13 protein-coding genes are annotated in these 13,532 nt (G+C 50.4%); 9 read left to right on the plus strand and 4 right to left on the minus strand.

Annotated elements, in window-relative coordinates; all coding sequences use genetic code 11:
* The first annotated feature begins 9 nt into the window (after positions 1-9).
* From porV to ACTJJS_RS22665, 4 genes are all read left to right on the plus strand, one after another.
* Positions 10-1,194 carry a type IX secretion system outer membrane channel protein PorV gene (gene porV, locus ACTJJS_RS22650; RefSeq protein WP_440665325.1) on the plus strand — a complete coding sequence of 395 codons (1,185 nt, stop codon included), beginning with the start codon at positions 10-12 and terminating at the stop codon, positions 1,192-1,194.
* A 353-nt stretch (positions 1,195-1,547) separates the two neighbouring features.
* The gene (locus ACTJJS_RS22655; protein ID WP_440665326.1) at positions 1,548-1,754 is read left to right on the plus strand and encodes a hypothetical protein; all 207 of its coding nucleotides are present in this window, start codon (positions 1,548-1,550) and stop codon (positions 1,752-1,754) included.
* Between the two features lie 324 nt (positions 1,755-2,078).
* Entirely contained in the window at positions 2,079-3,434 is a 1,356-nt protein-coding gene (locus tag ACTJJS_RS22660; RefSeq protein ID WP_440665327.1) for a hypothetical protein, read from the plus strand.
* Entirely contained in the window at positions 3,422-3,895 is a 474-nt protein-coding gene (locus ACTJJS_RS22665; RefSeq protein ID WP_440665328.1) for a hypothetical protein, read from the plus strand. The genes ACTJJS_RS22660 and ACTJJS_RS22665 overlap by 13 nt, the downstream gene beginning before the upstream one ends.
* A 451-nt stretch (positions 3,896-4,346) precedes the next feature.
* Here the strand turns inward: ACTJJS_RS22665 and rpsG are convergent, their stop codons facing one another.
* The 3 genes from rpsG to ACTJJS_RS22680 form a co-directional block, all read right to left on the minus strand.
* On the minus strand, positions 4,347-4,814 hold the full coding sequence (gene rpsG / locus ACTJJS_RS22670; protein ID WP_143307685.1) for a 30S ribosomal protein S7: 468 nt from the start codon (positions 4,812-4,814) through the stop codon (positions 4,347-4,349).
* A gap of 30 nt (positions 4,815-4,844) precedes the next feature.
* Complete coding sequence (rpsL, locus tag ACTJJS_RS22675; protein ID WP_012789278.1) at positions 4,845-5,225, minus strand: 30S ribosomal protein S12; 381 nt, start codon at positions 5,223-5,225, stop codon at positions 4,845-4,847.
* 305 nt (positions 5,226-5,530) lie between these two features.
* A complete protein-coding gene (locus ACTJJS_RS22680) occupies positions 5,531-6,631 on the minus strand; it encodes a branched-chain amino acid aminotransferase (RefSeq protein WP_168871735.1) in 1,101 nt (366 codons plus the stop codon).
* 129 nt (positions 6,632-6,760) lie between these two features.
* Between ACTJJS_RS22680 and ACTJJS_RS22685 the strand changes: the two genes are divergently transcribed.
* From ACTJJS_RS22685 to ACTJJS_RS22700, 4 genes are all read left to right on the plus strand, one after another.
* Positions 6,761-7,258 (plus strand): hypothetical protein, encoded by a 498-nt coding sequence (locus tag ACTJJS_RS22685; protein WP_440665329.1) that lies wholly within the window; start codon positions 6,761-6,763, stop codon positions 7,256-7,258.
* A gap of 81 nt (positions 7,259-7,339) precedes the next feature.
* The gene (rdgB, locus tag ACTJJS_RS22690; RefSeq protein ID WP_440665330.1) at positions 7,340-7,921 is read left to right on the plus strand and encodes an RdgB/HAM1 family non-canonical purine NTP pyrophosphatase; all 582 of its coding nucleotides are present in this window, start codon (positions 7,340-7,342) and stop codon (positions 7,919-7,921) included.
* 29 nt (positions 7,922-7,950) lie between these two features.
* Entirely contained in the window at positions 7,951-8,391 is a 441-nt protein-coding gene (locus tag ACTJJS_RS22695; protein WP_440665331.1) for an acyl-CoA thioesterase, read from the plus strand.
* Positions 8,392-8,464: 73 nt separating this feature from the next.
* Complete coding sequence (locus ACTJJS_RS22700; RefSeq protein ID WP_440665332.1) at positions 8,465-9,055, plus strand: nitroreductase family protein; 591 nt, start codon at positions 8,465-8,467, stop codon at positions 9,053-9,055.
* Between the two features lie 77 nt (positions 9,056-9,132).
* Here the strand turns inward: ACTJJS_RS22700 and ACTJJS_RS22705 are convergent, their stop codons facing one another.
* Complete coding sequence (locus ACTJJS_RS22705; protein WP_440665333.1) at positions 9,133-10,701, minus strand: glycerol-3-phosphate dehydrogenase/oxidase; 1,569 nt, start codon at positions 10,699-10,701, stop codon at positions 9,133-9,135.
* 177 nt (positions 10,702-10,878) lie between these two features.
* Here ACTJJS_RS22705 and ACTJJS_RS22710 point away from each other — a divergent pair, with 177 nt between their 5' ends.
* Positions 10,879-13,458: a mechanosensitive ion channel family protein gene (locus tag ACTJJS_RS22710; RefSeq protein ID WP_440665334.1), complete on the plus strand. Its 2,580-nt coding sequence runs from the start codon at positions 10,879-10,881 to the stop codon at positions 13,456-13,458.
* Positions 13,459-13,532: the final 74 nt, after the last annotated feature.

The raw sequence follows: 13,532 nt of genomic DNA on the forward strand, positions 1-13,532 counted from the left end.
GTCGTAATCATGAAACATGATCGAATAATTCTACTTATTTCCGGCATACTGGCCGGCATGCCGGCAGTCCACGCGCAGAAGACGCCTCAGCAACCACCTAATATCGGAGCGAGCTTTTTGCTGGTCAACCCCGATGCCAGGTCAAGCGGGATGGGTGATGCCGCCACAGGCATCAGTCCAGACGCCAATTCCATTTTTTCCAATGCGGCTAAAATCGTCTTTGCGGGAGACTGGGGCGCAAGTGCTACTTATTCGCCCTGGATGTGGGAGCTGAACAACTACAAATCAAACATGGCCTTTGTATCGGCCTACAAAAACCTGAATGACAACGAAGGCATCGGGGCATCCATGAAATATTTTAATTATGGGGATGTCACGTTCCGGGATGAAAACGGCACCATACTACAGAACTATTCTCCCCGGGAATTCGCCATAGACGGCGCCTATTCCCGCAAACTGGGAGAACATATGTCGATGGCCATCACGATGCGCTATGTCCGCAGTCAGCTGGGGCAGGGCTCTTTCAACGGGTTACAGCAGAAACCCGCTTCCGCCGTGGCCGGAGATGTGAGCTACTATTACCAGAACAGCAAGGACTACCTGGATTTCAGTAACCGGTATTGTCTGGGTGTCAGCATCACCAACATCGGCACCAAACTTCAATACACGGACGATAGCCGCCAGAAGAGTTTTTTGCCTATGAACCTGCGGATAGGCGGCAGTTACACGTTTGTGCATACCGGAGACCATGAGTTTACGCTGGCATTAGACATCAACAAGTTACTGGTCCCCACCCCACCGCTCTATGACAGCACCGGCCTGATCTTAAAAGGCCAGGACCCTAACCGTAGCGTTGTCAATGCCATTTTTTCCTCTTTTGGCGATGCACCCGGAGGTTTTGGAGAAGAAATAAGAGAGTTTACGATTGGCAGTGGTATTGAATATGCTTACAGGCAGTGTTTCTTTGTACGGACCGGCTATTTTTATGAGAACCCCCATAAAGGCTACCGGCAACATTTTACCAGCGGCCTTGGCGTAAGAGTGGCCAACCTACAGCTGGACCTGGCTTACCTGATCCCCACTTCCAACAGTCTGCGGGAAAGGAGGACCCTGAAATTTTCCCTGTTATACAATATCGGCAGACATACCGCTGCCACTATCACCCCTTCTGTAAACCCCGACATCACACATTAAGCAATTATTGAATAAAATACCAGTTATGACAAAAAGATACTTGTTTATCCTTTGCTGCACGCTGTTTTCCTTACAGCTTTATGCACAAAACGGCCTTAGGACCATCAACTACCAGGCGGTGGCCAGAAATGGCAATGGCACCATGCTGGCCAATGAAAATATAAAGGTGAGAATCACCATTTTGGGTGGTTCGCCGTCAGGCCCGGTACAATACCAGGAAACTCACAGCACCACTACCAACCAGTTAGGGCTTTTCACCTTGCAGATTGGCGGAGGAAATGCTACCAGCGGTAATTTCAGTGCCGTTCCATGGGCAAATGCCAACCAATTCATCAAAGTAGAAGCTTCCACTGATGGCGGCAACTACCAGGAACTGGGCACTTCTTCCTTTGCTGCCGTTCCTTATGCACTATATGCCGCCAATGGGGTGTCTGGCCCTAAAGGAGACAAGGGTGATACAGGGCCGGCCGGGCCAGCAGGCGTGGCTGGCATTGCCGGTGTTACAGGTACAGCGGGTGCTACCGGACCTACAGGACCTACAGGGCCTACAGGGCCTATAGGGCCGGCAGGTGCGAAAGGAGATATGGGTCCGGCGGGGCCAGTTGGGCCGATGGGATCGACGGGACAGACCGGCCCCACTGGTGCAACAGGTGCCAAAGGAGACAAAGGCGATGTAGGTGATACAGGTCCTGCCGGACCGATTGGACAAACAGGACCAGCCGGTATCCAGGGTGTAAAAGGGGATAAAGGAGACCCTGGTGAACAAGGTCCCGCAGGACCTCAGGGGTCTCAAGGACCGGTAGGCCCTCAGGGGCCAGCTGGAGAGCCTGGATCGTGCGGCCCTCAAGGCCCAAAAGGCGACCCGGGCGATCCCGGAAATCCTGGTGCTCAAGGACCACAAGGCCCTAAAGGTGACCCAGGCGATCCCGGAAATCCAGGCGCTCAAGGACCGCAAGGTCCTAAAGGTGACCCGGGCGATCCCGGAAATCCAGGTGCGCAAGGGCCACAAGGCCCTAAAGGTGACCCAGGCGATCCCGGAAATCCAGGCACTCAAGGACCACAAGGGCCTAAAGGAGACCCAGGCGATCCCGGAAATCCTGGTGCTCAAGGACCACAAGGCCCTAAAGGTGACCCGGGCGATCCCGGAAATCCAGGTGCTCAAGGACCACAAGGGCCTAAAGGAGACCCAGGCGATCCCGGAAATCCAGGCGCTCAAGGACCACAAGGGCCTAAAGGAAACCCAGGCGATCCCGGAAATCCAGGTGCGCAAGGGCCACAAGGGCCTAAAGGAGACCCAGGCGATCCCGGAAATCCAGGCGCTCAAGGACCACAAGGGCCTAAAGGTGACCCAGGCGATCCCGGAAATCCAGGCGCTCAAGGGCCACAAGGCCCTAAAGGAGACCCGGGCGATCCCGGAAATCCAGGCGCTCAAGGGCCACAAGGCCCTAAAGGAGACCCGGGCGATCCCGGAAATCCAGGCACTCAAGGACCACAAGGCCCTAAAGGTGACCCAGGCGATCCCGGAAATCCAGGCACTCAAGGGCCACAAGGCCCTAAAGGTGACCCGGGCGATCCCGGAAATCCTGGTGCGCAAGGACCACAAGGCCCTAAAGGTGACCCAGGCGATCCCGGAAATCCAGGTGCTCAAGGACCACAAGGCCCCAAAGGTGACCCAGGCGATCCCGGAAATCCAGGCGCTCAAGGACCACAAGGGCCTAAAGGAGACCCAGGCGATCCCGGAAATCCAGGCACTCAAGGGCCACAAGGCCCTAAAGGTGACCCAGGCGATCCCGGAAATCCAGGTGCTCAAGGACCACAAGGCCCTAAAGGTGATCAGGGCATACAAGGCCCAGTTGGGCCGACTGGGGCTACTGGGGCTACTGGCGCGCAAGGCCCTAAAGGTGACCAGGGAGTTCAGGGCGTACAAGGCCCTAAAGGAGATCCTGGTGTGCAAGGCCCCGCTGGTCCGACTGGTGCTATTGGAGCTACTGGTGCGCAAGGTCCTAAAGGTGATCAGGGCGCACAAGGCCCAACTGGTGCGACAGGTGCAACTGGAGCCAATGGTCCTCAGGGAGCAACCGGCCCCCAGGGACCACAGGGAGCGCCTGGTACGATTACTATTCCTTACAGCGGTAGTGGTACCGTTAATGGCTCCAATTCTCTCTTCAGTCTGGTGCTTAGTAACGGAAACGGGAATTTTTTCGTTTTCAAGAACCAGAATTCCAATGTGGCCCGCATAGATGACAGTGGAAAAGGAATCTTTAATGGCGGCACTGCCAATAGTGGTGCAGATCTGGCGGAAGCATTTGATGCTACGGGCGGTATTTCATTATATGAGCCGGGGGATGTGATGGCGATTGCCACCAATACGGACCGTACCATTGAAAAATCTGCGGGGGCATATTCCTCTCTGGTTGTTGGCGTGTATGCCACCAAACCGGGGGTATTGCTGACAGAAGAACATATCGACGCAGATATTTCCAGCAAAGTTCCACTAGGTGTAGTAGGTGTAATTCCGACCAAGGTATGTAATGAGAACGGTCCTATTCATCGCGGGGATATTTTAGTTACGGCCAGCAAACCTGGTTATGCCATGAAAGCCGACCTGAACCTGTTGAAACCGGGCCAGGCAATCGGTAAGGCGTTACAGGAATTTACCGGTGAAACCGGCAAGATCAAGGTATTAGTCAATGTGAGATAAGCAGTAAATCTAACCAATTAGCTAAGGCCGTCGGGTTCTCCCGACGGCTTCTTTATGTCTGGCGTATCCGGAGATAAAGCTTTTAAGTCAGGCCTGCAGCGGCACTGGCGCTAACGCAGGAAGGAGAAACAGGTTTAAACGATGATTTTAGCAGACAGCGGTATGAAAAGAAGAAGTTTAAAAGACAACCGTTATAGCTGGTGCCAGATAAAAAGGACGTGTTCAAAAAAGCGGGTGTATTGAAAGGGGGGGAATTTTTCCAGTTATCCACATTCTGGGCAGGCCGAACGATGCCCCTGTAAATCCGCTGTGGTAGTGGGGTGTTCAGTTTATCAACCGGGTAATGCAGGGGTTACGCACACTAAAAGCACGGGTTATCCACATAAAAAGGCAAACAGCTCCGGAGAGGAACTGTTTGCCAAATATATTGAGTTGCCCTTTCGGGTTATAACTATACTCTGAAGTGAGAGAAAGCTTTGTTAGCTTCAGCCATACGGTGAGTATCTTCTTTCTTCTTGAATGCTGCGCCTTCACCTTTGCTTGCTGCTACGATTTCATTTGCCAGCTTATCAGCCATGCTCTTACCGTTTCTTTCTCCAGCGTAACGAACCAGCCATTTGATGCTCAGGGACACTTTTCTATCCGGGCGAACTTCAGCAGGGATCTGGAAGGTAGCACCACCGATACGGCGGCTTCTAACTTCTACAGCAGGAGTTACGTTGTTCAATGCTTTTCTCCAAACTTCATAACCGTTTTCACCGGTCATCTGGCTTACCTTATCCACGGCATCGTAGAAGATTTTATAGGCAATGCTCTTTTTTCCTTGTTCCATTACGTTATTAACGAAGCGAGTTACCAGCTTGTCGTTAAACCGAGGATCCGGAGCCAGAGGCAATTTTTTTGCAGCTTGCTTTCTCATTTATTGAAAATTACGACTATTTATAATTGATTATTTTTTAGCCTTTTCCTTTTTAGTACCATATTTGGAACGGCTCTGCTTTCTGTCTTTCACACCGGCAGTATCCAGGGAACCGCGAACGATGTGGTAACGAACACCTGGTAAGTCTTTTACCCTTCCACCACGGATCAGTACGATAGAGTGTTCCTGCAGGTTGTGACCTTCACCAGGGATATAAGCAATCACCTCAACTTTATTGGTCAAACGCACCTTTGCAACTTTACGCAAAGCGGAGTTAGGTTTTTTAGGCGTGGTTGTGTACACACGAGTACAAACACCACGACGCTGAGGGCAGCTATCTAATGCCCTGGACTTAGACTTAGCCCGGATAATTTCTCTTCCTTTTCTTACTAATTGTTGTATAGTAGGCATTCTTTACCTAGTTTTTTATGTCGGTTTACAATGACATCCAAATTTCCCATAAGGGATTTTGGGAGGGCAAAGGTAAAACTATATATGTGAATAACAAAATTGTTTCGAATATTTTTTGCCGGTTTTGAAGTTCCAGGTAGTCGTAGACTGGTCAAACGTGATCTGGTATAAGCAGGATATCAAAATCCGGATTGCAAAGGTAAGATTTCCTTTAGAATCTACCATAAAAAAATAGGGTCGGTTGGCAGACCCTATTAAATTTTGGTATTTTTTGATTTAGATATTTTTTGATAATATATACCTGGTTATTTTTCACCAACCTGATAATTCCAATGGCGGGTATCTTCAGCACGGCCGGTGCGGATAGCATCGAGCCGGCGGATAACTTCCGCGCCGGTTTCATATTTAGTGGTGTCCAGTTTGATCTGGGTATCCAGGTAATCCAGCTGTTCTACGTAGGCCAGTGAGGAAGCGGTACCGGTGCCGAAGACTTCGCGGAGGGTGCCATTTTTATAGGCTGCCACCACTTCGTCAATAGATATTGGTCTCTCTTCCACGGTAAGGCCGAGGTCTTTCAGCAGATCGATCACGCTGGCGCGGGTAACCCCTTCCAGGATGGTGCCTTGTTCCAGATCAGGGGTAATGGCCGTATTGCCAATAATGACAAATACGTTCATGGTGCCACACTCCTGCAGGTATTTGTGCTCATAGCCATCTACCCAGAGGATCTGGTCGTAGCCTTTCTTTTTAGCCTGCATGGTTGGATACATAGTACCGCCATAGTTGCCCGCAGCTTTAGCATACCCTACACCGCCGGGAAAAGCCCGTACATATTTATCCTGCACCAGGAGTTTAATCGGTTTATTGAAATAAGGACCGGCTGGCGAGTTGATAATCGCAAAACGGTAAGTATCAGAAGGGCGTACTCCGATGAATTCATCCATTGAGATCATAAACGGACGCAGATAGAGGGAGCAACCCGGGCCGGTTGGCACCCAGTCGCGGTCCAGATCGATCAATATGTCCATACCGCCGATAAAGAGCCATTCCGGCACCTGGGGCATACCCATCCTTTCGGCGGAGAGGTTAAATCTTTTGTAGTTATCATAAGGACGGAAGATCATCGGGTTGTCCTGAGTATCTTTATAGGCCTTGATACCTTCAAAAATGGCCTGTCCATAATGCCAGGCGGCATTGGAAGGGCTTACAGAAAAATTCTGAAAAGGCAGGATTTCGGCATTTTTCCACTCTTTTCCATCAAAATCGGCTACCAGCATGTGGTCAGCATACTTTTTACCGAACACCAGATTATTAAAATCCACTTCACTCAAACGGCTATGCGTAGTTTTTGTGACTTTGATCTTCTGTAATGCTTCTTCCTTTACTGTTGATTTAGCTACCATCATGGTTAATCAATTTTATCTCAATATTTTTACACTTTCTTGCGTTGGATGGCCGCATTTGCGGATACGGCAGTGCAAATAAACTGATTTTTCCCCACGCGGGATTTTGATATTAAATTAAATTATAATAATATGTCGCTCGACCAATTAGACCTTGATCCGTATTATCTGGCTAAAATCTTTACCCAGCCGATCATTCCCGGGAAAAGCGTACCGGTTGCAGCGCCGCAAATTGAGGTACCCAAAGTCAAATATTTAGGAGAAAATCAAAAAAACGTTGCGCTCTTCATACAAAACGAAAATGAAGCCTACTTAAATGATGAATTATTCAACCTCCTTACCAATATATTAAACGCCTGTAAACTCGGGATGCAGGACGTATCCCTGATGAACACCTCTCCTTACCCGCAACTGGACTACACTTCGTGGCAGACTGCTGTAAAAATAGAGAAGGCCATTGTATTTGGCGCCGCATCGGCACCGCTGGGCCTAACAGATGCGCCTCTTTACCAGCTACTGACCGTCAACAGCACTACCCTACTGCTTTCTGACGAACTACAGGTAATCGGGGCCGACAAAGTGTTGAAAGCCAAATTATGGGCTGGATTAAAGCAACTGCTTGGCATTTAATTATTTTAATATTTGCTCATTTTATTATTTTATTTGGGGATTTTGGAATTTTGAGATCCGGAGATTTAGAAAATTAAACAGATGAAACTGATTTTTGCTACCAATAACGAAAATAAAGTGAAGGAGTTCCGCTCCCTGCTGGGCGATCATTTTGAGATCATCACCCTGCTGGAAGCGGGAATTGACATCGATATCCCCGAGCCACACGATACACTGGAAGAGAACGCCCGTGAGAAATCGACCACTATTCACCGGATGACAGGCCAAAACTGTTTTGCTGAAGACACCGGACTGGAAATCAACGCACTGAACGGCGCCCCCGGCGTATTAAGCGCCCGTTATGCCGGTGAACAGAAAAAGTCAGCTGACAATATCGTCAAGGTACTGGCTGAAATGGAAGGCGCCAGCGACCGCAGCGCCCAGTTCCGCACAGTCATTTCCCTGATCCTTGACGGAAAAGAGCACCAGTTTGAAGGCATCAGCCGCGGTAACATTACGGACCATACTTCCGGAGAGAAAGGCTTCGGCTATGATCCGATCTTTATCCCAGAAGGCGCCAACCGCACTTTTGCCGAAATGGACCTTGCCGAAAAAAACCAGTACAGCCACCGTGGCCGAGCCTTTGAGAAATTCGTGGCCTTCCTGAAAATATTACCTGTTTAACATCTACCTAAACATCTACCTAAAAAATAATGGCAAGAATAAAAATAGACCTACCGGAGAAATTCGGGTTCAACACAACGATACCTATCAGAATACAGGATGTTAACTATGGCGGACATGTTGGCAATGATGCCATTCTGTCCATTATGCACGAAGCCCGCATGCAGTTCATTCAACAGGCAGGCTACAAGGAACTGGACCACGAAGCCGGCACCGGCCTTATTATGGCCGATGTTGCCGTAGCCTATAAAGGAGAAGGTTTCCATGGCGATATCTTTACCGTGGAAGTGGCAGCAGGAGAATATAGCCCTTTCGGTTTCGAACTGTTCTATCACCTTACCACACAGCGCAACGGTCAGACGATCACTATCGCCGCCGCCAAAACCGGTATGGTGTGCTTTGATTACAACGCCCGTAAAGTCATGAAATTACCGGCCGAGATGAAAGCCGCTATGGAAGCGTTGGGGTAAAAACGAGATTTGCAGGAAGCACTTATAAATCAACATTCATCAGGGAACCATTACTAAATATATAGTCATTATCATGGAAACAAATACTACAGCCAGTTATCTGGAAAAAATAATTGCCAGTCGCCGTACCGTGAAGCCAACCAGCATGAACGGCCGGAAAATAGCCGACGAAACCGTACAACAGCTGCTGCAAATGGCAGACTGGGCCCCCACCCACGGCTATACGGAGCCCTGGTACTTCGTTGTGTATGGTGGTGAAAAAGTGCAGGAGTTCTGTACCGCTCATGCCGACCTGTACAAGCAGTTCACTCCGGCAGACAAATTCATTCCCGGCAGCTACGACAAACTGAAAAGTCAGGGTGACCTAGCTTCCCATGTGATTGCCATCTGCATGAAAAGAGGCAGCAATCCGAAAATTCCGGTAATAGAGGAAATTGCGGCGGTATCCTGCGCCGTACAGAATATGTGGCTGAGCGCCACCGCCCAGGGCATTGCCGCCTACTGGGGCTCCGGCGGGATGACCTTCCACCCTTCCATGCAGGACTACCTGGGACTGGGCGACGAAGACCAGGTACTGGGCTTCTTCTATCTTGGTTATACAGACGAACCGGCACAACCCGGCAAACGCCTGAAACCATTGTCTGAAAAAGTGAAATGGATGTAATTATTTAAAAATTGGGCTATGGGGTTATTTAACTATTGGGGAGCGGTTTGCAAATCCAATAGTTAAATAACCAAATGTCAGGATAGTATATATCCTTTGGCGAGCGTTTCAAATGTTTGCAGCTGTTCGTTGACCCAATGCCCGTCCCTTCCCAGTTCCTGCGCCATAATATTTGCAACGGCAGGGGCTATACGTAAAGCTTCCCGTGCATCCAGAAAAAGCAGCCGTACCCTTCTGGCCAGAAAATCAGCGATGTTCCGTGCCATTTCTTCCCTTACCGCCCATACCACCTGAACTTTGAGGATACCGAAAGGTTCGCTCAGCACCTCTTGTAATGCCGGATGTTCCTTCATCAGCTGTTGCAGCCTGGGCACGTCGCTGCCATAGAAATACCAGGGGTCTTCCCAGTTCATGCCGGAAGCAGCGCCATGGACAGGCATTGAATGGGTCGCCGATTCCGTCAGTTTCCAGCGCAGGGATTTTTCCAGCTGATGGATGACATCTTCCGCCATACGGCGGTAGGTGGTCCATTTGCCGCCGATGATAGTCACCAGTCCGGAAGCGGCCACAATGACTTTATGGCTGCGGGATATCTCTTTCGTTTTATGTCCTTCCGCTTTTGCAGCCGCCAGCGGACGCAGGCCCGCCCATACGCTCAGCACGTCGCTGCGTTGCGGCGCTCTGACCAGGTATTGTCCGGCGGTCCGCAGGATAAAGCTGATTTCCTCCTCCAGCGCATGCGGCTCCAGGCTGATGTGGTTAATGGGCGTATCCGTAGTACCTACCACCACTTTGTTGTGCCACGGCACTATGAACAGCACACGTCCGTCGCTGGTGGCGGGGATCATCAGCGCGTTGTGCCCGGGCAGGAAACTGCTGTCAAGCACCAGATGCACACCCTGACTGGCCGCTATGGACTTCGGAGCATCGGGGTCGTCCATCTCCAGAATATCATCCGCAAAAACGCCGGTCGCGTTGATTACCGCTCTGGTATTAAGATAAATTTCAGGGCCGCCGTTCAGTGTATCCCTGACCGTTAGTCCGCTGATATTACCGCCTTCATCTTTACGGAGGCTGGTGATTTTCATATAGTTCAGCACCGTACCTCCTTTATCTGCGATGGTTTGGGCCAGGTTCACCGCCAGGCGGCTGTCATCGAACTGACCATCGTGATAGAGGACGCCGCCGGCAAGGTGTTCCGGTTTCAGCGTGGTCAGTTTTTCCAGTGTGTCCCTGCGGGAGATATGCACCGATTTGCCAAGGCTGAGGCGGCCCGCCAGCCAATCGTACATTTTGAGGCCGATCGTATATTTCAGGTTTTCCCATGCGCTGAAAGTGGGGATAATGAAGCTGAGGTTGCGCACCAGATGAGGTGCATTATGCGCGAGGCGGCCACGTTCCACGCTGGCCTCCCGGACAAGGGAAACATCGCCCTGGGCCAGGTAACGCACCCCTCCGTGCACCAGTTTAGTACTTTTACTGGACGTGGAGGCCGCAAAATCGGCCTGTTCCAGGAGCAGGGTACGGTAGCCCCTTGTCACTGCTTCCAGCGCGGCACCTAAACCGGTAGCACCACCTCCGGCCACAATAATATCCCAGGGCTCCAGGTCTTTTCTCAGGGCTGCAACAATAGCTTCTCTTTTCATATACGATTTTTCGGGTACTTACAAAATACTGCGGAAATACCGGCTGCGCAAATAACAACGGCTTCTGCCCTTAAACTTAACGGACAGGTAAAGGAAAAGTTCTGGCGGCCGGAACTTTTAGGCACAAAAAATGTTCCTCTAAGTAACGTAACTTCCTGTTCTATATCATTTATTCATATGTCCATTCAGGTTATCACCAGACCACGATATTTTTGTTGGCCGTTACTGGCATTACTATGGCTGTGCATCGTTTTGCCTGCCGCTGGTCAGCGGAGCAAAGCGAAGACACCTGCGCCTGACACCATTCATATGGCGGTTATTGACAGTGCCACGATCAGTAAAAACATCAGTAAGCTGGCGCGCGACAGCACCAAGATGAAGAAGTCCGATACCGCCGTGGCCGTGATCATCAACAGGATAGAAGGTTACACTTTGCTGCTCAACCAGCTGATGAGCAGCCTTCGACGCGGATTTGATACCGCCAGCATCACCCGGGAGGTGCCACTGGTAGATACTTCCCTTGCCCTCATCAAAGAAAATATTGCAGGGCTGGACCGTACTCCCAACATCAATGATATTTACACCAACAAGGTGATGCTCGAACAGTTGCAACGTAAACTGAGCGGCTGGCAGAACAACCTTTTCTCCAATTATAACGCCCTGGTGGCCATCAACGACACCCTGCACTCCCTTCGGCGCGACACCTCCATGCGTAATATTCCCGCAGAAGATGAACTCTATGGTTTTTATATCGGTCAACTTACCCGCCTGATCAACAAATACCGCGTGGTAGACAGCGCCAACAAAGTAAGTCTTGTTAAAATGGGGTTGCTGCAGAACAGGATCGCCAACCGGTACATCGACGTGTCCAATCTGCTGGAAGACAGCGACTATCAGCTAGAGCAGTTCTCCGCCAATATGTTTACCCGCGACTACCGGTATATCTGGGCGCCGCACCGTGACAGCATCAATCCGCTGGAGTTTTTCCCTGTCGCCCAACGGTCGTTACACAAAAGCACACGGGTATTGAGCATCTTCTTTTCCATCCAGTGGCCGATCTTCATTGTATGGGTATTGCTGGCATCGCTGTTTGCATGGTGGATTTATGCCAATGTGCGGCGTATCCGGCGCAACCATCCCGAGCAGGAAGCAGAAGCCATCCTGCAGCACGCGCAGTATGTGTACCGTCATCCTGTGGCCAGCACCGTTATTTTTGTAACGACATTATCGTCCGTATTTTCCGTGCGGTACCCGATCCTGTATACCGAAATCATCTGGGGACTGACGATGTTCGCCCTTACGTATCTTTTCCGGTCGCATTTTCCGAAGGTATTATACCGCTACTGGCTGATGCTGATGGCGCTGCTTTTTGTGTATTGTGTCAATAATCTGTTGATCGAGGTGACCTATGCCGAGCAATGGGGACTGCTGCTCTGCGCCGTCCTCTGTATACTGCTGGGTTTGCGGCTGCTGAAGGAAACCTCGCTGACCACCTTCGCCCACCCGAAGTATACGGCCCCCACTATTAAACTGTTTATTGGCACTTCCGCTATTTCCTTGCTGCTGGTCATATTTGCGCGGGTGGGCAGTGCCAAAATATTCGGCTCCAGCGCGGTGGTGAACACCGTCATGGCCATGAACCTGTACGTGCTGGTGAAAATTATGCTGGAAGCGGTGTTCATCCAGGTGGAAGCCAATAAAAATTCCAGCACCTTTATTTCCTTCATGGACTACCAGGACGTGCAGACCAAGCTGAAAACATTTCTGACGGTACTGGCTTTTGTAGGCTGGCTGATCATTATAGCCCGCAACCTGTACCTGTATGACGCTATCTACGAAGAGATCAGCAATATGCTCTCTGCCACCCACCACATCGGTAATTCTGACTTTACTTTCAGCAGCGTGATCATTTTTATGCTTGTCATCTGGGTGGCCTTTGTCGCTTCCCAGCTGATAGCCTATATGTTCGGCAATACCGGTCAGAGTGCCAGTCCCGCCCAGAAGCCACGTTTCGGCTCTACCCTGCTGTTGTTACGTCTTGCTGTACTTGCCGGCGGCATATTACTCGCCTTCGCCGCTTCCGGCATCCCGATGGACAAACTGACCATTGTGATAGGTGCGCTTAGCGTGGGCATAGGCTTCGGTTTACAGAATATTGTCAACAACCTGGTGTCCGGTATCATCCTGGCTTTTGAAAAACCTATCGAAGTGGGTGATGTGATAGAGGTGGGTCCCCGGTCCGGCGTTGTAAAAGAAATCGGTATCCGTTCCAGTAAAATCTCCGCCTACGACGGCTCTACCGTAGTAGTTCCCAATGCCGATCTTATCTCCCAACAACTGATCAACTGGACGATGACCAACCGTGTGCGTCGTGTTAACTTCATGCTCGGTGTAGGCTATGGCAGCGACATCGCACAGGTGACCGATATTATCAAGAGCGCCTTCTCCGGCCAGGAAGGTATTCTGACCACGCCCGAGCCGGTCGTACAGCTTTCCCAGTTTGGCGATAACGCCGTTAATTTCCAGGTGTATTTCTGGATTTCCGATCTTGGCAATGCCGGCACCTTACAAAGCAAAGTGCTCACTTTCATCTACGACGCCCTCAACAAAGCCGGTGTAGACCTGCCTTTCCCGCAACGGGACCTGCATATCCGCAGCATCGATGAAGCCGTGCTGAACAAGTGGAAAGTCAATAAGGAAGCGGAATCGGGGCCATCAGACGATAAGCCGGCGGAGAACGAAGAAAAAAAATTGTAAAAAAACGGGCTGTACATTTTGAATTTTCATTTATTAGCCGTTATCTTTGCACTCCCGTTTTGAGAATGAGAATT

The organism is Chitinophaga sp. 22308 (assembly GCF_052045305.1).
Lineage (GTDB): Bacteria > Bacteroidota > Bacteroidia > Chitinophagales > Chitinophagaceae > Chitinophaga > Chitinophaga varians_A.